Consider the following 21,293-nt stretch of genomic DNA (forward strand, 5'->3'; position numbering starts at 1 on the left):
CCCTAGGCCCAACCGCTGATCCGGTCGAAACCGCTGCCGTGCGGCCAGACGGCCGCCAGCGTCGTCGCATCGGCGCCGAACCAGCGTGCCAACTCGGTGCCGAGCTGGTCGGTCGCCGTCGTCGGCAGCCACACACCCTGGCCGACATCATCGGGGCCGTTCAGCGTCAGGTCGGGCATGCGGCCGAGCAGCTTGCCGCCGTTGGGTCCACGAGCCGCGCCGCCGACGGCGAAATGGTGATTGCCCCAGGCGTGGTCGGTGCCGCTGCCATTGCTGGAGAAGGTGCGGCCGAAGTCGCTGGCGCTGAACAGGGTCACGCTGTCGGCCAGGCCCATGGCGACCATGGCGGTGTTGAAGGCGGTGACGGCGCCGTCGATCTCGGCGAAGTTCTCGTTCTGCCGCTGCAGCTGGTCGTCGCCATGGGTGTCGAAGCCGCCGATGGACGTGAAGAAGCATTGGCGCGACAGACCCAAGGAACTGCGCGCCGCGATGAGCTTGGCGGCCATGCCGAGCTGGCGCCCGAGGCCCGTGTCGGGGAAGACGGTGGTGACGCTGCTGTTCGACAGGGCCGCGGCCAGGGTGCGCTGCACCTCCAGGCTGCGGCTCATCATGTTGAGCCAGGTCTGTTCGAAGGGGTGGCTGCGCGACTCGGCCAGCGTCGCGGCGACGGTGGCCGAGAGCGGGTCGCCGCCGGCCGCGGCATTGGGGTTGTAGAAGTCGAAGCCGAAACGGCCCGAGGACGACACGCGGTAGGGCGTCAGCGCCTTGTCGCCGGCTTCCCAGACATTGCCGCCCGACAGGCTGATGGCCGCATAGCCGCGGTTGGTCTGGCCCTCGGCCACGGCGCGCTCCAGCAGCCGCCCGCCCCAGCCGTTGCGCGGCGGCGCCTCGACGACGCCGCTCTGCCAGGCGCCCTGCTGGTCGCTGTGGGAGAACAGGTTGTAGGGCAGCGGCACGCTGCGCGCGTCGTACTGCGTCTTGGTGGTGGGCTGCAGCAGCGGGCCGATGTTGGCAATGACGCTGCCCTGGCCCGAATTGACCAGCGATTGCAGGCCAGTGAAGGCCGGGTGCAGGCCCAGGCCGGTCGCGTTGGACAGGGTCAGCGGCAGCAGCGTGGCGTTGTTCAGCGCCAGATTGGGCCGCGTGCGCTGATACGTCGCGTAGCGCGTGTCGGTCGGCACCAGCAGGTTGTTGCCGTCGTTGCCGCCGAACATGAAGACGCAGACCAGGGCACGGTAGTCGCTCGCGGCCGGCGCGGCCTGCGCGAGCGCGCGCATCTGGGCCCAGGGGTTGAGCGCGGCAGCCGCACCCAGTTGGAGCAGGTGGCGGCGTTTCATCTCTGAATCACATGGTCGGGGCTGAGGGCGGTAACGATCAGGGCGGCCTTGACCGATTCGGTCTTGCTGTCGATGGCGCCAACGAGAGTAGCCAGTCGCTGGCGCGTCGAGCTGCTCATGCCGAGGCCGAAGAAAAGCAGGTCGAGGCGGTCGATCAGTGCCGCCGAGTCCAGGGCCGCGAGACTGGCGAGGTCGAGCTTGAGCCGGTGCTCCTCGGGCCAGCCGTAGCCACCGCTGTTGAACAGATCGGCGAAGAAGTTCAGCGAGCCGGCCACCGCCGTTTCGCCGCTGATCTGGAACTCGGGCGCCACCCAGCCCTGTGCCGCGATGGGCCCCGCCGGACGGTAGCCGGGCGAGTAGAAGTTGAAGACCGAGGGCGCCAGCAGCGGGCTCTGGCCGAGGGCGTCGTCGCTGCTGTCCAGGTACTGGATGCGGTTCAGGCCGCTCGCGCTCTTCGCGCTTAAGGCCCGCAGCATGTTGGCGAAGCGGATGACGGGCTCGCGCTGCTTGGCGACGTTGGCCGCGGGACTGTCGCCACGGGCCTCGGCGTCCATCAGCACGGCCCTCACGACGGCCTTGAGGTTGCCGCGCATGCCCGCCCCGTCGTTGACAAAGACGGCGGCGACGCGGCCGACGTAGGCCGGGCTGGGGTTGCTCGTCACCAGGCGCTGGATGAGCTGCTTGGCGAAGAAGGGCGGCACATTGGGGTGCTGGAAGATGGTGTCCAGCGCGTCCTGCATGTCCTTCTCGGGCGTCTGGCCGCCGGTCAGGGTCTTGCCGTCCAGCAGCAGCTTGTCGCTGGGCGAGTGGTAGCTGGCCCAGGCCTTCATGGGCACCACCCACAGGCCTTCGATGTTGTCGTCGTGGTTGTGGAACTGCGTGTTCTTGCTGTTGTCCAGGCCGCCGAAGCTCCAGCCGCTGAAGGCCTTGGCAAAGCCCTTGACGACGTTTTCGTCGTAGGTCGGCTGGGTCTTGCCGGCCGCGTCCAGCTTGGGGCTGCCGTCGGCATTGAGCTGGATGAGGCCGATGGAGAAGAGCTGCAACACCTCGCGCGCGAAGTTCTCGTTGGGGTGGGTGCCCTTGGCAACGTTCTCCTTCTCGCTTTCCAGCATGTTCAGGTAGTAGCCCATGGCCGGGTGCAGGGCCACGTCCTGCAACAGCGTGCGCCAGCTGCCGAAGGCGTTGCGGTTGAGCATGTCCAGATAGCTGCTCATGGCCGCGGGGCGGATGTCGGGGGCGATATTGCTGATGACGAAGATCTGCAGCAGGGCCCAGCTGACCCGCGCCCGCAATTGGTCCTCCCCCGTCAGCCATTGCTGCCAGACGGCCTCGTAGCTCATCTCCTCGCTGAGGCGCGGCGTCTCGCCGGCCATCTGGTCGCGGCCACGCTGGCTGTTCAGATAGTCCATGTGCAGGGCCGCCGGCTTGGCGAACTGCGCGGTCATCCACGCGTCGAAGCCCTGGGCGACGAGGGCGTCGACCTGGGCCGGGCCGGTGGCGCCGAAGCTGGCCTGGGTCAGGAAGCGGGCCGCATCGCGGCGACTGGGCGGCGCTGCGGGATGCGTGCTCGGCGTGGGGTCGGGGGTGGCCGGCGTGGCGGTTCCGGGGTCAGATGACCCACCCCCTCCGCCACCGCAGGCGGCCAGCAGCGCCGCTGCCGCCAAAGCCGCCGCAGCGGTGTCCGTGCTCAGTTCAGGCCGGGCCTGCTCGAGCTCCGTCGCATCGATCTTGTCGTCCACCACGCTGCCTCCTGCGTCGCGATGCGACTCTAGGCAGGCACGCCGCTTGCCGGCGTGAGCAAAGGTGAACGAATGTTGCCGGGCTCAGGCCGCCGCGGTCAGGCGCTGGTATTTCTGCATCAGCGTCTCGCGGCTTTCGATGTGGGCCGGGTTGATGGGTATGCAGGCGACGGGGCAGAGCATCACGCACTGCGGCTCGTCGAAATGGCCGACGCACTCGGTGCACTTGCTGGGCTCGATCTTGTAGAACTCCTCGCCCATGGAGATGGCGTTGTTCGGGCAGGCCGGCTCGCAGACATCGCAGTTGATGCATTCGTCCGTGATCATCAGCGCCATGCTCGGCCTCCATCGGGCTGGCGGACGAATGCGGCAAGCGCCTGCATGCGCTTGCCGCGCGTGGCGGGGCAAGGCATGCCTTGCCGAATCCCGCCTCGCGTGTCCGTGATCATCAAAGCCATGATCAGCTCCTCTTGAACTTCGCGTCCAAGCGGGCGAGAACACCCGGCGACACAAACTCCGCCACCTCGCCCCCCAGCGTCGCGATCTCGCGCACAAAGGTGCTGGAGGTGTACTGGTGGTGCTCGCCCGGCGTCAGGAAGATGGTCTCGACCTCGGGCATCAGCTTGCGGTTCATGCCGGCCATCTGGAATTCATACTCGAAGTCGCCGCCGGTGCGCAGGCCGCGCACGACGACGCGGCCGGCATGGGTGCGCACGAAGTCGCGCAGCAGGCCGTCGAAGGCGATGACCTCGACATTGCCGAGCGGGGCCGCGACCTCCTGGGCCATGGCCAGGCGCTCCTCGAGCGTGAACATGGTCTTCTTGTGATGGCCGACGGCCACCGCCAGCACCAGGCGCTCGAACATGCCGGCGGCCCGGCGCATCAGGTCTTCGTGGCCCAGGGTGATGGGATCGAAGGTGCCCGGATAGACGGCGGTGATGGTGATGCGGGAGGTCATGAGATCGGATTGTCCTCGCGCCGCAGCAACTGGTAGTGCACGGCCCCGGCACGGCCCTGTCGCCAGGCCGTGAATCCGGCCGGTGCGGCGATTTCGCGCGGGGATTCGACATAGATCAGCCCGTCGTCGGCCAGCAGCGGAACGGCGGCAGCCAGCGCGCGATCGAACAGGTCATCCGCGAACGGCGGATCGAGAAAGATGAGATCGAAGCGATCCGGGCAGGCCGTCATCCAGTTCAGCGCATTCGCGCGGTGGACGGTGATGGCCGTGGCCTGGAGCCGCCGCTGGCTGGCGCGCAGCGCGTCCACCAGGGCGGCCTCACGCTCGACCATCACGACAGCATCCGCCCCTCGCGACGCCGCCTCGAAACCCAGCGCCCCGCTGCCCGCAAAGGCGTCCAGCACACGCCAGCCGTCCAGCGTCTGGCCCAGCCAGTTGAAGAGGGTTTCACGCACGCGGTCGGACGTCGGGCGCAGGCCCGGCAGGTCGGGCACGGGCAGCTTGGAGCGCTTCCACTGCCCGCCAATGATGCGGACTTCACCCATTCATTGCCGCACCGGGATGCCCCGCGCCGCCATCAGCACCTTGGCTTCGCCGACCGTGTGCTCGCCAAAATGGAAGATGCTGGCCGCCAGCACGGCATCGGCGCCGCCCTTCGTGATGCCATCGGCCAGGTGTTCCAGCGAGCCGACACCGCCCGAGGCGATGACGGGCACGGGCACGGCGTCGGAGACGGCGCGGGTCAGCTCGAGGTCGAAGCCGCTCTTGGTGCCGTCGCGGTCCATGCTGGTCAGCAGGATCTCACCGGCGCCGAACTCGGCCATCTTGCGCGCCCATTCGACGGCATCCAGCCCGACGTTCTTGCGGCCGCCATGGGTGTAGACGTCCCAGCCCTTTCCTCTCGGGTCATCGTCGGGGCGGCGCTTGGCGTCGATGGCGACGACGATGCACTGGGCGCCGTATTTGTCGCTGGCGGCGCGGATCAACTCGGGATCGGCCACTGCTGCGGAGTTGAACGACACCTTGTCGGCGCCCGCATTCAGCAGCCGCCGCACATCGGCCACGGCGCGCACGCCGCCGCCCACCGTCAGCGGGATGAAGACCTGGCTGGCCACCGCTTCGATGATGGGCAGGATGAGGTCGCGGCCGTCGCTGGTGGCGGTGATGTCGAGGAAGGTCAGTTCATCGGCGCCCTGCTCGTTGTAGCGGGCGGCGATGTCGACCGGGTCGCCCGCATCGCGCAGGCCGACGAAGTTGACGCCCTTGACCACGCGGCCGGCGGTGACGTCGAGGCAGGGAATGATGCGTTTGGCGAGCATGGGCAGGGGGACGGAAAACCAGCCTCGATTATTCCTTTCCTGATTAGGTCTTCGCAGGCCCTGGGAAGCATCGCCCAATCGCGGCTGCTCAACCCACCCCACGGAGACGACGATGCGATTGACCGCCCCTGCCCTGCTGGCCACCGCGCTTGCCCTCGGGGCCAACGCCGCCTCGGCCCACACCGTGATCTATGTCGGCACGCTCAGCAATGTGGGTGAGCCCGCCGCGGCCGCCGGGTCGCTGGGGACTGGCTCGGTCAGCGTGGCCTTCGACGACGACAACTTCACGATGAAGGTCGACGTGAGTTTCAGCGGCCTGAGTGGCAACACGACGGCCAGCCACATCCACTGCTGCACGACCGCGGCCGGTGCGGGTTCGGCAGGCGTGGCGACGCCGGTGCCGACCTTCCCGGACTTCCCGCTGGGCGTCACCTCGGGCAGCTATTCGCACACCTTCGACATGACCCAGGCCACGAGCTGGAACCCGGCCTTCGTCACCGCCAACGGCGGCACGGTATCGAGCGCCTTCGCCGCCTTCTCGACCGGGCTGGCCGGCGGCAAGGCCTATCTCAACATCCACTCGACCTTGTCGACCGGCGGCGAGATCCGGACCTTCCTGGTGCCGGCGCCGGTGCCGGAACCCGAGACCTATGCGCTGATGCTGGCAGGCCTGGGCTTGCTGGTGCTGCGCCGCCGTCAGTTGCGGCGCTGAGTTCAGCCGGCGGCGGCCATCAGCTCGTCAGCGCGCACCTGGGCAGCCGTGAAGTCCAACGCGCCGGTGTAGATGGAGCGGCCGCAGATGACGCCTTCGACGCCGTCGCCGAAGACGGCGCACAGGCGCTCGATGTCGGCGATGTCGGACAGGCCGCCCGAGGCGATGACGGGAATGGTCAGCGCCTGGGCCAGCTTGACGGTGGCCTCGATGTTGATGCCAGTCAGCATGCCGTCGCGGCCGATGTCGGTGTAGATGACGCCTTCGACGCCATAGTCCTGGAACTTCTGCGCCAGGTCGACGACCTCGTGGCCGGTCAGCTTGCTCCAGCCGTCGGTGGCGACCTTGCCGTCCTTGGCGTCCAGGCCCACGATGATGTGACCGCCGAAGGCACTGCAGGCGTCCTTCAGGAAGCCGGGGTTCTTCACCGCGGCCGTGCCGATGATGACGTAGCTGAGGCCGTCGTCCAGGTAGCGCTCGATGGTGTCGAGGTCACGAATGCCACCGCCGAGCTGGATGGGAATCTCGTCGCCCACTTCCTTGATGATGGCCTTGATGGCCGGCTCGTTGACCGGCTTGCCCGCGAAGGCACCGTTCAGGTCCACCAGGTGCAGCCGCCGCGCGCCGGCGTCCACCCAGCGGCGGGCCATGGCGGCGGGGTCTTCGCCGAAGGTGGTGGAGTCGTTCATGTCGCCTTGCTTGAGGCGGACACAGCGACCGTCTTTCAGGTCGATGGCAGGGATCAGCAGCATGGCCGGGGAGAGCGTGGGAAGTTGGACGAGAAAGCGCAGACCGGCTTAGGGTTTCCAGTGCAGGAAATTGCGGTAGAGGGCGAGGCCCAGCGCGGCACTTTTCTCGGGGTGGAATTGGGTCGCAAAAATATTATCCCGGGCCACCGCACAGGTAAAGCGAGTGCCGTAGTCGGTCTCGCCGGCGCTGTGTTCGGGCGACGCCGTGGTCGCGTAGAAGCTGTGCACGAAGTAGAACCAGCTTTCGTCCGGGATGCCATCCCAAACCGCATGCGCCCGCGGCTGGTGCACGCGGTTCCAGCCCATCTGCGGCACCTTGTAGCGGCTGCCGTCCTCCTGCAGCCGGCCTTCCAGGCGGAAGCGCTGCACGCGGCCGGGAATGAGGCCGAGGCCGGGGGTGTCCTGCTCCTCGCTGTGGTCCAGCAGCATCTGCATGCCGACACAGACGCCCAGCAGGGGCTTGGTGGCGGCGGCTTCCAGCACGGCTTCCTTGACGCCCGAATCGGCCAGTTCGCGCATGCAGTCGCGCATGGCCCCCTGGCCAGGCAGCACGACGCGCTCGGCGCCGCGCACCACGTCGGGGTCGCAGGTGATGGCGACCTCCAGCCCCAAGCCCTCGGCGGCATGGATAACGGCCTGCGACACCGAGCGCAGATTGCCCATGCCGTAGTCGACGACCGCAACGGTGCGCGTCATAGCGAGCCCTTGGTCGACGGGATGACGCCGGCCGAGCGTGGGTCGGACGTGGTGGCCATGCGCAGCGCGCGACCGAAGGCCTTGAACATGGTCTCGGCCTGGTGGTGGGCGTTGTGGCCCTTCAGGTTGTCGATGTGGATCGTGGCCAGGGCGGCGTTGGCGAAGCCCTGGAAGAATTCGAAGGTCAACTGGGTGTCGAAGGCGCCGATGCTGCCGGCCGTGAACTGGCAGTCCATGTGCAGGCCGGGGCGGCCGGACAGGTCGATGACGACGCGCGACAGGGCCTCGTCCAGCGGCACATAGCTGTGGCCGTAGCGGGTCAGGCCGGCCTTGTCGCCCACCGCCTTGGCCACGGCCAGGCCCAGGGTGATGCCGACGTCTTCCACCGTGTGGTGGCCGTCGATGTGCAGGTCGCCCTCGCAGTGGATGTCCAGGTCGATCAGGCCGTGGCGGGCGATCTGGTCCAGCATGTGGTCGAAGAAGCCAATGCCGGTCTGCAGCTTGGATTGGCCGCTGCCGTCGAGATTGATGCGCACCGTGATGCGGGTCTCGCGGGTGTTGCGGGTGACTTCGGCGATGCGTTCGGTGGTCATGACAGGCAGCTCGTGAGTTCGGCCAGCAGGCGGGTGTTTTCGTCGGGCGTTCCGACCGTGATGCGCACACAGTTCGCGAGCAGCGGATGCATGGCGGAGACGTTCTTGATCAGCACGCCGCGCGCCTTGAGCGCCGCGAAGGTGGCGGCCGCATCCTGCACCCTGGCCAGAATCATATTGCCCTGGCTGGGCCAGGGGCTGATGCCAGGCAGGGCCTGCAAGGCCCTGAACAGGCGCTCACGCTGCTGGCGCAGTTCGGCCGCCTGGGCGGCGTAGACGTCGGCATGCTCCAGCGCGAACAGGGCGGCTTCGGCGTTCAGCACGCTGATGTTGTAGGGCGGGCGCAGCTTCTCGATCTGGTCGACCAGCTCGGGCGCGCCGAGCAGATAGCCGATGCGCACGCCGGCCAGGCCGAACTTGCTCATGGTGCGCATGACCAGCACGTTCTTCTGGCGGGCCATCAGCGCCAGGCTGTCGGCACTGGCAAAGGGTTGATACGCCTCGTCCATGACCACCAGGCCCGGCGCCGCCTGGGCGATGCGCTCGATGACGGCGGCGTCCCACAGCGTGGCGGTGGGGTTGTTCGGATAGGCCAGGTAGATCAGGGCCGGCTGGTGTTTCTCGATGGCAGCCAGCATGGCAGCCTCGTCCAGCTCGAAATCGTCGGCCCGCAGCGGCACGCCGACGAAGTTGAGCTGCTGCTGGCGCGCCAGCGCCTCGTACATGACGAAGCCGGGCAGCGGCGCGAGCACCGTGGCGCCGGGTTTGGCGACGGCGATGGTCAGCAGGGCGATCAGTTCGTCCGAACCATTGCCCAGGGTCACGCCGACCTCGTCGCCCACGCCGGCGTGGCGGGCCAGGGCGCGGCCCAGCAGCGCCGTGCGCTCGGCCGGGTAGCGGTTCAGCGCGACGGCGGCCAGACGCTCGCCCAGGGCCCGTTGCAGCTCGGGTGGCAGGCGGTAGGGGTTCTCCATCGCGTCCAGCTTGATCACGCCGGCACTGGGCTGCACCACATAGGCATGGGCCGCGCGCACGTCGGGGCGGATCTGGGCGAGGGCTTGATCGAGTGCTGCGGTCATGGCGCGGTGACGACGAGAGGGTTGAGGACCTGCACGCTGTCGTAGACGGTGTCGTGCGGCAGGGCGAGGCTGAGCAAACGGGTGCAGCCCTGGGCCTTGGCGCTGGCGACGACCAGGGCGTCGGCGAAGGGCAGGCCGAAGCGGCTTTCCAGCGACCAGGCGGATTCGACCGTCGCCTGGTCCACGCCCCAAGGCCGCCAGTGCTGGTAGCGGCGCACCTCGGCGCGCACATCGCCCTGTGGCATGGGCGGGCTGATCTGGCGCGTGGCCTGCAGGTAGAAGTCGTTCAGCACCTGGACGGAGACACGGCCGCTGCGCGTGGCCCAGAGCTGGCGCAGCCAGGCCAGCACCTGTTCGCGTTCGGCCGGGCGGGCGCCGTCCTCGCTGAAGAGCAGCACGGAGGTGTCGACGAAGACGGGGGCTGTCATCCCAGCACCTGTCTGCCCGGGTAGGGGTTGCCGTCCGAGGCCCAGGAACGCTCGCGGTGCAGCCAGTCCTGCTGGGCCCGCTCATAGGCGTCGTCGTGCAGCATCTTCTCGGCCAGCAGCTCGCCGAGCAGGCGCGAGACGCTGGTGTTGCGGCGCGCGGCCTCCAGCCGGGCCCATTCGGCCACGGCGTCGTCCATGGACACGGTGACGTTCTTCATGGGCCGCAGATTACACGAAGTTCGTGTTTCACGAACTTCGTGTCGAAATAACCCGTGCTTAAGGCCTGTACCAGAGATCGGGCTTGTCCAGCGGCGTCTGCGTCGGCAGCAGCGGGTTGCGCAGTTCGATGATGCGCCGCGCGCCGAGCTTGGCGCGGGCCAGGTCTTCGCCGTGGTACTTCATGAAGAGGCTGTCGAAGGCACCGCTGGCGCGCAGGTGCTTGAGGCCCAGTTCGATGGCGGCCGCCAGTTCGGGCTCCTCATAGGCGACGAAGTAGTAGACGGCGGCCGGGTAGTGCAAGCAGATATTGGGCACGACGGCCAGGCCCTGGCCGTAACGCTCCACCTCCCACCAGATCTCCTCCACCGAGCGCGGGAAGGCGTCGGCCCGGCCCAGGCGCAATTGCTTGAACATCGCGTCATAGCTGGGCGAGACGATGACGTTCAGGCCGTTGGCCTGCAGGATGCCGGTGTCGGGCCACTCCAGGCCCTGCACCATGGAGAACTGGCGCAGCTCGCCCAGCGTCTGCACCGTGCTCATGCGCGAGGCCACGTCGGCCGACGCCAGCAGCAGGCGCCAGCCGTACAGGCCCTTGAAGATGGGCACGCGGATGGGCTGGGCCTGTTGCTCCCGCTCGACCGAGGTCATGGTCCAGAGCACGTCCAGGCGGCGCTTGCGTCCCAGCTCCTGCAGCGCCCGGTTCTGCGGGATCAGCTCCGAAGTGGCATCGAGGATGACCGGCATGCCCGCCGCGGCCAGGGCCTGCTCCAGCAGCACGGCGGCATAGCTGCGTTCCATCTCGGCCTTGGGCGAGACATGGGGAATGCGCAGGCGGCGCGGTGCGCCATGGGCGGCAGCCAGAGGAGCGGCGGCCGAGGACAGGATGAGATCGCGGCGACGAATGGGCATCGTGCCAGCGTAGCGGAATCGGCCGCCCCGCTCCACCGGCATGGGTTAGCCTTTGTTCTTCTCCACGCTGATCGCCTCGATGCCCACACCACCCCTCGTCAAGAAGCCCCTGCAAGCCGCCGTCGCCAAGCTCAAGCGCACCGGCCGGGCCGTCGGCAAGCTCAAGCCCCAGACGGTCAACCCGGTCCAGGCTCTGCAGGACATCAAGGCGAGGCGGGTCGCGCGGCGCAGCAGTTCGGGCCTGCAACTGGTGCTGGCCGATCGCGTGGATTTCCTGAACCCGGTTCACTGGGATCAGTTGGCGGCTCAAACCATCTTCCTGTCACGCGACTATCTGCGCGTGCTGGAGCAGCATGCGCCGGACAACCTCGAGCCGCGCTACGCCGTGGCCTATGCCGAGGGCCAACCGGTGGCGGCCCTGCTGCTGCAACGCGTCGCCGTCGGCGGCGCCCAGCTGCGCAAGCCCGGCAGCAAGAAGAAGCTGGTCGATGCGCCCATGGCCGGGCTCAAGGAGCATCTGCTGGTCTGCGGCAATCTGCTGGTCTGGGGTGCCCGCGCCATGGCGCTGGCGCCACACGAGGACGAGGGCCAGCTCTGGCACGCCGTCTGCGAAGCCATCTACCGCCTGCGCCGCGCCGACAAGTTGGACGGCCAGTCCGACTTCGCGCTGATCAAGGATCTCGGCATGGCCATGACCGACGTGCCGCCGGCCCTGCGACTGCTGGGCTATCGCAGCGTCGAGACCGAGCCCGACATGGTGCTGACGCTCAGGCCCGAATGGCGCAGCTGGGACGACTACCTCGCCAGCATGACCTCGGGCTACCGCAGCGCCGCCAAGAAGTTGATCAAGGACTGCGCCAGCGCGGGACTGACCCTGAGGCTGGCGACGGCCGAGGAGATGGCGGCACGCGCCGACGAACTGCATGGCCTCTATGGCCAGGTGCACAACGCGCAAGGGCTGAGGATGGCGACGCTGACGCCGGGCTATCTGCCGGCCATGGCGGTCGCCTTGGGCGACCGTTTCCGCTGCCGCGTCGTCGAGGCCGCCGACGGCCGCTGGCTGGGCTTCGTCACCAGCGTCAACGATGGCGCGACGACGCTGGGCTATTACGTCGGCTACGACCGGCCGGCCAATGCCGATGCACCCATCTATCTGACGCTGCTGCAGTCGACGGTGCAGGACGCCATCGCCTTCGGCTCCACGCGCCTGAGCCTCGGCCGCACGGCGCTGGAGCCCAAGGCCAAGATGGGTTGCAAGCCCGAGCCGCTGAGCTGTGCGGTGCGGCATCGCGTGTCGGCGCTGAACTGGATCACGACGGCCCTGACCAAGACGGCCGAGCACGACGAGCCGCCGGAGCGCAGCCCCTTCAAGGCCGCGCCTGCCGACGCGGCCTGAGCGTCACTTCAAGCGCAATTCCGCAGCGCGTGCGTGGGCCTGCAGGCCCTCGCCATGGGCCAGCACGCTGGCGATGCGGCCGAGTTCCTGAGCGCCCTTTTCGCTGACCTCGATGAGGCTGCTGCGCTTCTGGAAGTCGTAGACGCCCAGCGGCGACGAGAAGCGTGCCGTGCTCGCCGTGGGCAGCACGTGGTTGGGGCCGGCGCAGTAGTCGCCGAGGGACTCGCTCGTGTAGGCACCCATGAAGATGGCGCCGGCATGGCGAAGCAGCGGCTCCCAGCGCTGCGGCTCGGCGGCGCTGATTTCCAGGTGCTCGGGCGCGATGGCGTTGCTGATCTCGCAGGCCTCTTCCATCGAGCGCGTCAGGATCAGCGCGCCGCGGCCTTCGAGTGAAGCGCGGATGACGGCTGCGCGCGGCAGCGAAGGCAGCAGGCGCTCCATGCTGGCGCGCACAGCGTCGAGGAAGGCGGCATCGGGGCTGAGCAGGATGCTCTGGGCCAGCTCGTCGTGTTCGGCCTGGCTGAACAGGTCCATGGCCACCCAGTCCGGCGGCGTCGTGCCGTCGGCGATGACGAGGATCTCGCTGGGGCCGGCGATCATGTCGATGCCGACCTGGCCGAAGACATGCTTCTTGGCCGAGGCCACATAGGCATTGCCCGGGCCGGTGATCTTGTCGACCCGCGGGATGGTGGCCGTGCCATGGGCCAGCGCAGCCACGGCCTGGGCGCCGCCGACGGTGAAGACGCGATGCACGCCGGCAACGGCCGCAGCGGCCAGCACCAGCGGGTTGCGCACGCCGTCGGGCGTGGGCACCACCATGATGATTTCCTGCACGCCGGCCACATGGGCCGGGATGGCGTTCATCAGCACGCTGCTCGGATAGGCCGCCTTGCCGCCGGGCACGTAGATGCCCACGCGGTCCATGGGCGTGACCTTCTGGCCCAGCAGATTGCCGTCCTCGTCGCGATAGCTCCAGGACAGGCCGCAGGCCTGCAGTTGGCGCTCGTGATAGGCGCGGACGCGCCTGGCTGCAGCCTGCAGGGCTTCGCGCTGCTCGGCCGTGATGGAGGCGAGCGCGGCCTGCAGTTCGGCCTGGGCGATCTCCAGCGCAGCAACGCTGTCGGCCTTCACGCGGTCGAAGCGGGCGGTGTAGTCCAGCACGGCGGCATCGCCGCGCTTTTGCACATCGGCCAGGATCTCTGCGACGCGGCCCTCGATGGCCGCATCGGTCTCCGCCGACCAGTGGCGCAGGCGCTCGAACTCGGCAGCGAAGTCGGCGGCGGCGGTCGAGAGTTGGCGGATGAGGGTCATGCGATGGCCGAGGCGAAGGCGTCGATGAGGGGGCGCAGTTGGTCGCGCTTCAACTTCAGCGCGGCCTGGTTGACGACGAGGCGGGAGGAGATGTCCATGATCTGCTCGACCTCGACCAGCTTGTTGGCACGCAACGTGCCGCCGGTGGAGACCAGGTCGACGATGGCCTCGGCCAGGCCCGTCAGCGGCGCCAGCTCCATGGAGCCATAGAGCTTGATGAGGTCGACGTGCACGCCCTTGTCGGCGAAGTGCTGGCGGGCGATCTCGGTGTATTTGGTGGCGACGCGGATGCGCGAGCCCTGCTTGACCGCAGCGGCGTAGTCGAAATCGGCGCGCGTGGCCACGCTCATGCGGCAGCGGGCGATCTTCAGGTCCAGCGGCTGGTAGAGGCCGTGCGAGCCGCCCTGGGCCAGGGCCTGCTCGTGCAGCACGTCGCGGCCGGCCACGCCGAGGTCGGCGCCGCCGTACTGCACATAGGTCGGCACGTCGCTGGCGCGCACCAGCACCACGCGCACGCCATCGCGGTTGGTCGGCAGGATGAGCTTGCGCGAGGTCTCGGGGTCTTCCAGCACCTCGATGCCGGCGGCGCGCAGCAGCGGCAGCGTCTCCTCGAAGATGCGGCCCTTGGACAGGGCAAGGGTCAAGCCGCTCATTGGGCGCTCCACTCTTCGGGGCTCAGCGTCTTCATCGACAGCGCGTGGATCTCCTCGCGCATGCGCTCGCCCAGGGCCGCGTAGACGCGCTGGTGGCGCTTGATGCGGGTGAGGCCCGCGAACTCGCTGGAGACGATGGTGGCGAAGAAATGACGGCCGTCGCCCTCGACTTCCAGATGCGCGCAGGGCAGGCCTGCGGCAATGAAATCGCGCACTTGTTGCGGGGTCGGGTCGGCCATGACGGGTCCTTCTGGAAAACCCGTGATTCTAGGAACGTATCTTGTAACCCCTCTTCAGCAGCGACAAAGCTAGGCCCGCCGTCACCGCGAAGCTGACTCCGACCACGCCCAGACTCAGCCATGGCGACACATCGCTGACGCCGAAGAAGCCGCGGCGGAAGCCGTCGATCATGTAGAAGAAGGGATTCAGGTGGCTTAGCCCCAACCAGAAGCCCGGCAGGGAGTGCACCGAATAGAAGACCCCCGACAGGAAGGTCATCGGCATGATGATGAAGTTCTGGAAGGCGGCCAGCTGGTCGAACTTCTCGGCCCACAGGCCGGCGATCAGGCCGAGGGTCCCCATCAGGCCGGCGCCCAGCACCGTGAAGATCAGCACCCACAGGATGTTGTCCAGGCCCGGCGGCGCGAACCAGGCCGTCACGAGCAGCACGCCGGTGCCGACGGCCAAGCCGCGCACGACGGCCGCGCCCACATAGGCGACGAACCAGGCCGAGGGTGACAGCGGCGTCAGCAGCAGGAAGATCAGGTTGCCGGTGATCTTGCTCTGGATCAGGCTGGACGAGCTGTTGGCGAAGGCGTTCTGCAGCACGCTCATCATCACCAGGCCGGGGATGAGGAACTGCGTGTAGCCGACGCTGTCGTAGACCTTCACATGGTCTTCCAGCGTGTGGCCGAACACGAGCAGATACATGACGGCCGTCAGCACCGGCGCCGCGACGGTCTGGAAGGCGACCTTCCAGAAGCGCAGCACTTCCTTCTTGAACAGGGTGGAGGCGCCGTTCATGCCTGCTCTCCCTGCTGCATGATTTCCAGGAAGACGTCTTCGAGGTCGGCACGGCCGATCTCCAGGTCTTCAACGGGGACACCCGCCGCACGCAGCGCAGCCAGCGTGGCTTCCACCTCAGTGGCATCGTGCGCCGTCACCTGGACGATGCGGCCCGTCACGCGGGCCCGTTCAGCAATATCAGGCGGCAAAGGCACGTCCGTCTTGAAGCGCAGCATGGTGTGGGCCGTGCCGGCCAGCAGTTGCGAGGTGCGGTCCAGCGCGACGAGGCGGCCGGCCTTGAGCATGCCGATGCGCTGGCACAGCGCCTCGGCTTCTTCGAGATAGTGGGTGGTCAGCAGCACCGTGTGGCCTTCCTTGTTCAGGCGGGCGATGAACTGCCACAGGGTCTGGCGCAGCTCCACGTCGACGCCGGCCGTGGGCTCGTCCAGCACGATGACGGGCGGGCGGTGCACCAGGGCCTGCGCCACCAGCACGCGGCGCTTCATGCCACCGGACAGCTGGCGCATGTTGGCGTTGGCCTTGTCGGCCAGGCCCAGGTTGCTCAGCAGTTCGTCGATCCAGTCGTCGTTGCCGTGCACGCCGAAATAGCCGCTCTGGATGCGCAGGGATTCGCGCACGCTGAAGAAGGGGTCGAACACCAGCTCCTGCGGCACCACGCCCAGGGCCTTGCGGGCGGCGGCGTAGTCGTCCACCACGTCGTGGCCCATGACGCGCACCCGGCCTTCGGTGGCCTTGGCCAGGCCGGCCAGCACGCTGATCAACGTCGTCTTGCCGGCGCCGTTGGGGCCGAGCAGTCCGAAGAATTCACCGCAGTGGATGTCGAAGCTGACGCCTCCCAGCGCCTTGACCTGACCTCCCCGGTAGGTTTTCTTGACGTTCTCGAAGGAGATGGCGGGAGGGGAGGAGGTCGGGCTGGACATAAGCGCACGATTCTAAAAGTCGGCCCTATTTCGGTGCCGATCACTGCCAGAATGACCCGCGATGCCCACGCCCAAACGCCCCCGCCGCACCGCCGAGCGCATCCTGGAGGTCACGCTGGACCTCTTCAATGCCTTTGGCGAGCCCAATGTGTCGACGACGCTGATCTCGGCCGAACTGAAGATCAGCCCGGGCAATCTCTACTACCACTACCCGGCCAAGGACGAGCTGGTCAACGCCCTGTTCGGCCGCTACGAGGCCGAGCTCAGCGAGCTGCTGGCCGCGGCCGACAACGTGCGCAATGTGGAAGACGCCTGGCTGTTCTTCCACATGCTGTTCGAGCTGATCTGGAAGCACCGCTTCCTCTACCGCGACCTGAACGACCTGCTGTTCAAGAACCGCCGCCTCGAGACCCATTTCCAGGCCCTGCTCGCCGCCAAGGAGCAGGCCATGCGCCATGTGCTGTCGGGCCTGCACCTGGGCGGCGCTCTGAAGATGGAGCTGCGCGAGGCCGCGCCGACGGCCAATGCCATGGTGGTGGTGGTGAGCTATTGGCTGAGCTACGAATACGTGCGCGACCCGCGCCATGCGCTGGAGCCCGACCGCGCCGGCGCCGCCCTGATGCGCGGCGCCTTCCACGCCCTTTCCCTGCTGCTACCCTACCTCGAGCCTGCTTCCAAGGATCACCTGTTCAAGCTCGCCGGCAACTACCAATAGGAGACAACCGCCATGGCCAAGTGGACCGCCTTTCCCTACGACAACAGCGCTTTCGTCTACACGCCGGCCACGCTGAAGAAGCACTGGGCCCGCCTGCATGCCGGCGATGCCGAGCCCTTCCCGAAGGACGCCGACGTCGTGCAGGCCTGGATCCACTTCCACGCCGGCGACTTCCAGGCCGCGTATGACGCGGGCCTGGCCGCCGGCGGCGCCGGCATCACCGTCGCCAACAAGGCACAGGGCATCTACGCCAACTACCTCGAGAAGAAGGAGAAGGTGAAGCTGGAGATGTTCCTGGAGATCTCCGAGCGTGCCGAAGCCCAGCAGGCAGAGGACGCCAAGAACCCGAATGCCTGGTACTGGCAGGCCTACGCCCTGGGCCGCTACGGCCAGGGCATCAGCGTGGCCAAGGCGCTGGCTCAGGGCCTGGGTACCAAGGTCAAGAACGCGCTGGAGACCACCATCAAGCTGGCGCCCAAGCATGCCGACGCCCATATCGCGCTGGGCGCCTTCCATGCCGAGGTCATCGACAAGGTCGGCAAGCTGCTGGGCCGCACCCAGGGCGCCGACACGGCCACCGGGCTGAAGATGTTCGAACAGGCCATCAAGCTCAATCCGACCAGCGCCATCGCCATGATCGAGCGCGCCAACGGCCTGGTCATGCTGGAGGGCGACAAGCGCATGAAGGAGGCCGAAAAGCTGTACGCCGACGCCGCCGCCTGCGAGGCGATGGACGCGATGGAGCTGCTCGACATCGAGCTCGCCAAGGAAGAACTGGACGAGTAAACGCGTACTAGTTCACGGGGCGAAGGCCGGGTCGTGAATTCCGTCACGACCCCGTCTCCCGCGCCCCGGGGGTGCAAGTCCAGGCATGGCGGCGTAAGCTTCGTTCCCATCACTCACCCCCCACACGAGACCGCGCCATGAAGTTCCTGATCCCCGCTTTCGCCGTTGTGACCGTCTTCGCTGCACAAGCCGCCAACAACGCCACGCCTGAGCAAGCCGAACTGCGCGCCGAGTGCGCCAAGAGCTACACGGACACCAGCAGCGTCGCCACGCCGGTCGCCTCCAACGAATACCAGTTCGTCTACGCCAACGGCAAGTACAAGGGTGAAGCCAAGCCGGGCAAGCTGCTGGCCTGCACCGAGCAGCAGTACGCCGCCTACCTGGACAAGGCCGACCCGGCCAAGGTGATGGCCGCCTACCCGACCGCCGCCGGCCGTCCCACCGCCGCCAAGAAGAAGGCCGAGCCTTTCCGCCTGTGATGCGTCTCTGATCGTTCAGACACATCGACAAACAAGGCGCTCTCCGGAGCGCCTTTTGTTTTTGGCCGCCGACCGTCACCAGGCCGGGAAGCCGGTCACGGCGTCCTCGGCCCCCAAGCCCTGAGCCCACACGGGCCTCCCTCAGAACTGCGTAGCTTCCCGCCGGTTGGCGTGGAGACGCGTCGGCGCGCTGCCTAAGGTTGCTGCACCGGCACAAGCCGGGGCGACTCCTGAACCCGGGCGCCGCAGCACTACCTCAGGGAGGTCCCATGAAGACCCAGCTCCTTTTCCTTGCCCTCGTCTGCAGCCAGCTGCTCGCCGCCTGCGCCACGCCGGCTGATCTGGCGGATCCCGACAAGCTGCTGGCCGCCGAGCCGACCGCCGCCGGTCCGCAATCGTTGACGCGCCAGCAGGTCATCGCCGAACTCGAGCGCGCGCGCCAGGCCGGCGACATGGACTATGCGAACTCGGAAGCCAGCCTCTACACGCCGCGCCGCTGAACCCGCCGGCAGGCTTCGCCAACAATTCACAGGGGCGCCACGAGCGCCCTTTTTCCTGCCCCGCCGACACGTGCATTTGCGGCCACATCGGCGTAACCTTTCGTCACTGCCCCTGGCAGTACGGAGGTCAGCCATGAGAACCCTCGCAGCCGCAATTGCCGCTCTGGTGTCCACCCTCCCCGCCTTTGCCAGCACGCCTGCCGATTTCGCCCAGGCCACGCTGCGCGAAGGGTGCGCACAGAGCTACGCCAGCCACAGCGCCTACTACCCGCCCGGCAGTCCGGGTCCCGCCTACAGCGGGGAACGCTACAAGGGCGACAACCGCTACTACAACGACGCCAAGCCCTGCGACGAAGCGCAGTACGCCGTCTACCTCGAGAAGGCCGATCCGGCCACGGTGATGATGGCCTACCCGACCGCGGCAGGAAAGAAGGCCAAGAAGCCTGCAGCCACGGCGTCGGCGCCGAAGAAGTAGCCCCTCGTCCAGTCTCGCCTCCTGAACGCGGCGAGCCTGGCCGGTCCGCGGCTTTTCAGGCCGCGTCCTGGCCCCAGGGCATCATCAGCGCCAGCATCAGGAGTTTTTCGAACTCCGGTGCGAAGTTGGCGATGATGGCCTCGGGGTCGGGACACAGCCCCGTGTCGGTGATGAGACCGAACTGCACCCGACCGGCATAGGTCAGGATGCTCACGCCCATGCCGATGTCGCCCGACTGCGGCACCCAGAACATCACCTTCTCGACCGTCGAGCCGCAGAACTGCAGGGCCTTGGCCGGGCCCGGCACATTGGTCATGACGGCCGTCGCCTTCTTGGCGAACAGGTTCAGCATGGCGTGCTGCACCGGCTTGATCAGCAGGCCGGCCACCGACAGCAGGCCGAAGGCCATCACCGGCTGGAAGCTGCCTTTGAGTTCGCTCATGCGCGCCCGCACCGCGAACAGGCGCTCGACGGGATTGGCGATGCCGATGGGCAGCACCAGCGGCACCAGACCGAAGCGGTTGCCCAGTTGCCAGGCCTGCTCCAGCGGGCGCAGGTTGACCGGCACCATGGCGCGGATCTCCTTGCCGTCGGGGTCCTCGCCCTTGTCGGCAAGGTAGCGCCCGATGGCGCCGGCCGCGCAGGCCAGCAGCACGTCGTTGATGGAGGCACCCAGGGCCTTGCCGACGGCCTTGACCTCGTCGAGGGCCAGGCTGTCGTCCCAGGCCACCGTCTTGGTCGTGCCGGGCTTGCCCTTGAGCCTGGTGGGTGAGTCGTCGGGCATCAGCGCGAAGGCGGCCACGTCGGACACGGCCTGGTAGCCCATGCGGGCCATCTCCAGCGAGGAGTCCATCGGCGTGTCACCGCGCATGGCCAGGTCCATGCCCTTGGCCATGCCCTTGCCCGTCATGCCGATGGCCTTGACGGTCAGATTGCTCATCGGTCGCAGGAAGGCGTCGAGCAGCCAGTCGGATTCCTCGGGTTCCTTGGGCGCACGCTTGGGCGGCGCCTTGCCGCCGTCGGTGATGGACAGCATGACGGCGATCAGCGCGATGCCGTCGGCGATGCAATGGTGGATGCGCGCGATCAGCGCGCTGGTGCCGTCGCCCATGTCCTCGATGAGCTGGAACTGCCACAGCGGATGGGCCGGGTCCAGCGGCTGGGAGCAGAGCTCGCCGACGCGCTCGCGCAGCACCTCGTCACGGCTCTGGCCGCGCAGCGGCAGCGGCAGTTCGGAGACGACATGGCGGGCGATGTCGAAGTCCTTGTCCGTCACCCACTGGGCGCCAAGCAGCGCGTCCTCGACGACCTTCTGCCGGAAGCGCGGGTATTGCAGCAGCCGCTCGGCCACGCGCTCGCGCAATGCCTTCAGCGTGATGCCGGGGCGGATGGACCAGACCCCGACGATCATCATCAGGTTGGCCTCGGTGTCCATGCGCAGCCAGGCGGTATCCACCTTGGACATGCGTTCGCTGCTGGGGGCCATGCGTCTCCTCGGAATCGTTATGGGCGGGCCTAAACTCGGCGGCCCGTCGTTCGATTGTGACCAAGTCGAACCCCTCGAATCAGCCTGGAGAACCCCGTGAGCCTGAAAGACCAATTCGAAGCCGCCGTCGCCGATTCGAAGAACCTGTCCGAGCGTCCCGACAACATGACGCTGCTGAAGATCTACGCCCTGTACAAGCAGGGCAGCGCCGGCGACGTCGACGGCAAGCGCCCCGGCTTCACCGACATGGTCGGCCGCGCCAAGTGGGATGCCTGGAACGAACTGAAGGGCACCAGCAACGACGACGCGATGCAGCAGTACGTCGACCTCATCGAATCCCTGAAATAGTCAGCCCCTCGCCCAGTCTCGCCGGATTGACCGACGAGCATCACCAGAGCAGGCCGGCTCGGGAGCGGCCCAGCGCTTGGCCTGCGGCAAGGCACTACGTCCACCATCAACGAAAACCGGTCTCAGGCCGGTTTTTTCTTGGCCGGCGCCTTGGCCTTCTTCTCGGCCAGCAGCGCGTCCAGTTCCTTCTCGATCTCGGACTCGATGGTCTTCTTGAAGGCGCCGAGCAGAAAGCCCAGCTGGGCCACCAGCTCGAAATGGTCGGGTGCCACCGTCAACTCACCCTTCACGCCGCTGCGCGTGAACTCCACCGTGTCGCTGAACTCGCCCTCGAGCACCGTGCATTCCATGTCGAACTTCTCTTCGACCTGCTCGGCCCACTTCCAGGCGATCTCGCGGGCCTTCTTCAACCCGAGGGCGTGGTCACGGTGAATGCGGATCTCGGCCATCAGGAGCTCTC

General features: G+C 67.6%; 28 protein-coding genes. 8 read left to right on the forward strand and 20 right to left on the reverse strand.

What is annotated here, in order from left to right; all coding sequences use genetic code 11:
- Nucleotides 1-2: 2 nt before the first annotated feature.
- From AC3WOE_RS11790 to hisF, 6 genes are all read right to left on the reverse strand, one after another.
- Nucleotides 3-1,337 (reverse strand): DUF1501 domain-containing protein, encoded by a 1,335-nt coding sequence (locus AC3WOE_RS11790; RefSeq protein WP_492690623.1) that lies wholly within the window; start codon nt 1,335-1,337, stop codon nt 3-5.
- Nucleotides 1,334-3,076 carry a DUF1800 domain-containing protein gene (locus AC3WOE_RS11795; RefSeq protein ID WP_492690624.1) on the reverse strand — a complete coding sequence of 581 codons (1,743 nt, stop codon included), beginning with the start codon at nt 3,074-3,076 and terminating at the stop codon, nt 1,334-1,336. Before AC3WOE_RS11795 ends, AC3WOE_RS11790 begins: the two co-directional genes overlap by 4 nt.
- Nucleotides 3,077-3,160: 84 nt before the next feature.
- Complete coding sequence (locus AC3WOE_RS11800; protein WP_492690625.1) at nt 3,161-3,412, reverse strand: YfhL family 4Fe-4S dicluster ferredoxin; 252 nt, start codon at nt 3,410-3,412, stop codon at nt 3,161-3,163.
- A 124-nt stretch (nt 3,413-3,536) separates the two neighbouring features.
- The gene (coaD, locus tag AC3WOE_RS11805; RefSeq protein WP_492690627.1) at nt 3,537-4,034 is read right to left on the reverse strand and encodes a pantetheine-phosphate adenylyltransferase; all 498 of its coding nucleotides are present in this window, start codon (nt 4,032-4,034) and stop codon (nt 3,537-3,539) included.
- Nucleotides 4,031-4,579, reverse strand: a complete 549-nt coding sequence (gene rsmD, locus AC3WOE_RS11810) for a 16S rRNA (guanine(966)-N(2))-methyltransferase RsmD (protein ID WP_492690628.1) — start codon at nt 4,577-4,579, stop codon at nt 4,031-4,033. The genes coaD and rsmD overlap by 4 nt, the downstream gene beginning before the upstream one ends.
- Nucleotides 4,580-5,353 (reverse strand): imidazole glycerol phosphate synthase subunit HisF, encoded by a 774-nt coding sequence (gene hisF, locus AC3WOE_RS11815; RefSeq protein WP_492690629.1) that lies wholly within the window; start codon nt 5,351-5,353, stop codon nt 4,580-4,582.
- 112 nt (nt 5,354-5,465) lie between these two features.
- Between hisF and AC3WOE_RS11820 the strand changes: the two genes are divergently transcribed.
- Nucleotides 5,466-6,065, forward strand: a complete 600-nt coding sequence (locus AC3WOE_RS11820; protein WP_492690630.1) for a CHRD domain-containing protein — start codon at nt 5,466-5,468, stop codon at nt 6,063-6,065.
- A 2-nt stretch (nt 6,066-6,067) separates the two neighbouring features.
- On the opposite strand, the gene hisA is transcribed toward AC3WOE_RS11820, so the two are convergent.
- Genes hisA through AC3WOE_RS11855 form a run of 7 tightly spaced genes read right to left on the reverse strand, consistent with a single transcriptional unit; the run spans nt 6,068 to nt 10,738 of the window.
- A complete protein-coding gene (gene hisA / locus AC3WOE_RS11825; RefSeq protein WP_492690631.1) occupies nt 6,068-6,817 on the reverse strand; it encodes a 1-(5-phosphoribosyl)-5-[(5-phosphoribosylamino)methylideneamino]imidazole-4-carboxamide isomerase in 750 nt (249 codons plus the stop codon).
- Nucleotides 6,818-6,862: 45 nt separating this feature from the next.
- A complete protein-coding gene (hisH, locus tag AC3WOE_RS11830) occupies nt 6,863-7,510 on the reverse strand; it encodes an imidazole glycerol phosphate synthase subunit HisH (RefSeq protein WP_492690632.1) in 648 nt (215 codons plus the stop codon).
- The gene (hisB, locus tag AC3WOE_RS11835; RefSeq protein ID WP_492690633.1) at nt 7,507-8,103 is read right to left on the reverse strand and encodes an imidazoleglycerol-phosphate dehydratase HisB; all 597 of its coding nucleotides are present in this window, start codon (nt 8,101-8,103) and stop codon (nt 7,507-7,509) included. Before hisB ends, hisH begins: the two co-directional genes overlap by 4 nt.
- On the reverse strand, nt 8,100-9,182 hold the full coding sequence (gene hisC / locus AC3WOE_RS11840; RefSeq protein ID WP_492690634.1) for a histidinol-phosphate transaminase: 1,083 nt from the start codon (nt 9,180-9,182) through the stop codon (nt 8,100-8,102). Before hisC ends, hisB begins: the two co-directional genes overlap by 4 nt.
- Nucleotides 9,179-9,610 (reverse strand): PIN domain-containing protein, encoded by a 432-nt coding sequence (locus AC3WOE_RS11845; RefSeq protein WP_492690635.1) that lies wholly within the window; start codon nt 9,608-9,610, stop codon nt 9,179-9,181. The genes hisC and AC3WOE_RS11845 overlap by 4 nt, the downstream gene beginning before the upstream one ends.
- Nucleotides 9,607-9,828 carry a CopG family transcriptional regulator gene (locus AC3WOE_RS11850; protein ID WP_492690637.1) on the reverse strand — a complete coding sequence of 74 codons (222 nt, stop codon included), beginning with the start codon at nt 9,826-9,828 and terminating at the stop codon, nt 9,607-9,609. The genes AC3WOE_RS11845 and AC3WOE_RS11850 overlap by 4 nt, the downstream gene beginning before the upstream one ends.
- 58 nt (nt 9,829-9,886) lie before the next feature.
- A complete protein-coding gene (locus tag AC3WOE_RS11855; RefSeq protein WP_492690638.1) occupies nt 9,887-10,738 on the reverse strand; it encodes a substrate-binding periplasmic protein in 852 nt (283 codons plus the stop codon).
- Nucleotides 10,739-10,817: 79 nt separating this feature from the next.
- On the opposite strand from AC3WOE_RS11855, the gene AC3WOE_RS11860 reads away from it, so the two are divergent.
- Nucleotides 10,818-12,134, forward strand: a complete 1,317-nt coding sequence (locus tag AC3WOE_RS11860) for a GNAT family N-acetyltransferase (protein WP_492690639.1) — start codon at nt 10,818-10,820, stop codon at nt 12,132-12,134.
- Between the two features lie 3 nt (nt 12,135-12,137).
- Here AC3WOE_RS11860 and hisD read toward each other — a convergent pair whose 3' ends face one another.
- Genes hisD through AC3WOE_RS11885 form a run of 5 tightly spaced genes read right to left on the reverse strand, consistent with a single transcriptional unit; the run spans nt 12,138 to nt 16,044 of the window.
- On the reverse strand, nt 12,138-13,445 hold the full coding sequence (gene hisD, locus AC3WOE_RS11865; RefSeq protein ID WP_492690640.1) for a histidinol dehydrogenase: 1,308 nt from the start codon (nt 13,443-13,445) through the stop codon (nt 12,138-12,140).
- Nucleotides 13,442-14,098, reverse strand: coding sequence for an ATP phosphoribosyltransferase (hisG, locus tag AC3WOE_RS11870; RefSeq protein WP_492690641.1), 657 nt, complete (start codon nt 14,096-14,098; stop codon nt 13,442-13,444). Before hisG ends, hisD begins: the two co-directional genes overlap by 4 nt.
- Nucleotides 14,095-14,337 (reverse strand): BolA family protein, encoded by a 243-nt coding sequence (locus tag AC3WOE_RS11875; RefSeq protein ID WP_492690642.1) that lies wholly within the window; start codon nt 14,335-14,337, stop codon nt 14,095-14,097. The genes hisG and AC3WOE_RS11875 overlap by 4 nt, the downstream gene beginning before the upstream one ends.
- A 28-nt stretch (nt 14,338-14,365) precedes the next feature.
- Nucleotides 14,366-15,121: an ABC transporter permease gene (locus AC3WOE_RS11880; protein ID WP_492690643.1), complete on the reverse strand. Its 756-nt coding sequence runs from the start codon at nt 15,119-15,121 to the stop codon at nt 14,366-14,368.
- Complete coding sequence (locus tag AC3WOE_RS11885) at nt 15,118-16,044, reverse strand: ABC transporter ATP-binding protein (protein ID WP_492690644.1); 927 nt, start codon at nt 16,042-16,044, stop codon at nt 15,118-15,120. Before AC3WOE_RS11885 ends, AC3WOE_RS11880 begins: the two co-directional genes overlap by 4 nt.
- Before the next feature lie 61 nt (nt 16,045-16,105).
- Here AC3WOE_RS11885 and AC3WOE_RS11890 point away from each other — a divergent pair, with 61 nt between their 5' ends.
- The 5 genes from AC3WOE_RS11890 (at nt 16,106) to AC3WOE_RS11910 (ending at nt 18,999) form a co-directional block, all read left to right on the forward strand.
- Entirely contained in the window at nt 16,106-16,759 is a 654-nt protein-coding gene (locus tag AC3WOE_RS11890) for a TetR/AcrR family transcriptional regulator (RefSeq protein WP_492690645.1), read from the forward strand.
- Nucleotides 16,760-16,771: 12 nt separating this feature from the next.
- The gene (locus AC3WOE_RS11895; protein ID WP_492690646.1) at nt 16,772-17,545 is read left to right on the forward strand and encodes a hypothetical protein; all 774 of its coding nucleotides are present in this window, start codon (nt 16,772-16,774) and stop codon (nt 17,543-17,545) included.
- A 137-nt stretch (nt 17,546-17,682) separates the two neighbouring features.
- Nucleotides 17,683-18,024: a hypothetical protein gene (locus AC3WOE_RS11900; protein ID WP_492690647.1), complete on the forward strand. Its 342-nt coding sequence runs from the start codon at nt 17,683-17,685 to the stop codon at nt 18,022-18,024.
- Nucleotides 18,025-18,293: 269 nt separating this feature from the next.
- A complete protein-coding gene (locus tag AC3WOE_RS11905) occupies nt 18,294-18,524 on the forward strand; it encodes a DUF4148 domain-containing protein (protein ID WP_492690649.1) in 231 nt (76 codons plus the stop codon).
- A 133-nt stretch (nt 18,525-18,657) separates the two neighbouring features.
- A complete protein-coding gene (locus tag AC3WOE_RS11910) occupies nt 18,658-18,999 on the forward strand; it encodes a hypothetical protein (protein WP_492690651.1) in 342 nt (113 codons plus the stop codon).
- Nucleotides 19,000-19,054: 55 nt separating this feature from the next.
- On the opposite strand, the gene AC3WOE_RS11915 is transcribed toward AC3WOE_RS11910, so the two are convergent.
- Nucleotides 19,055-20,485 (reverse strand): wax ester/triacylglycerol synthase family O-acyltransferase, encoded by a 1,431-nt coding sequence (locus AC3WOE_RS11915; RefSeq protein WP_492690653.1) that lies wholly within the window; start codon nt 20,483-20,485, stop codon nt 19,055-19,057.
- Between the two features lie 96 nt (nt 20,486-20,581).
- On the opposite strand from AC3WOE_RS11915, the gene AC3WOE_RS11920 reads away from it, so the two are divergent.
- The gene (locus tag AC3WOE_RS11920; RefSeq protein WP_492690655.1) at nt 20,582-20,833 is read left to right on the forward strand and encodes an acyl-CoA-binding protein; all 252 of its coding nucleotides are present in this window, start codon (nt 20,582-20,584) and stop codon (nt 20,831-20,833) included.
- Nucleotides 20,834-20,955: 122 nt separating this feature from the next.
- Here the strand turns inward: AC3WOE_RS11920 and AC3WOE_RS11925 are convergent, their stop codons facing one another.
- Complete coding sequence (locus AC3WOE_RS11925) at nt 20,956-21,282, reverse strand: polyhydroxyalkanoic acid system family protein (protein WP_492690656.1); 327 nt, start codon at nt 21,280-21,282, stop codon at nt 20,956-20,958.
- Between the last annotated feature and the right edge of the window lie 11 nt (nt 21,283-21,293).

This window comes from Roseateles sp. FW305-36 (genome assembly GCF_058787015.1).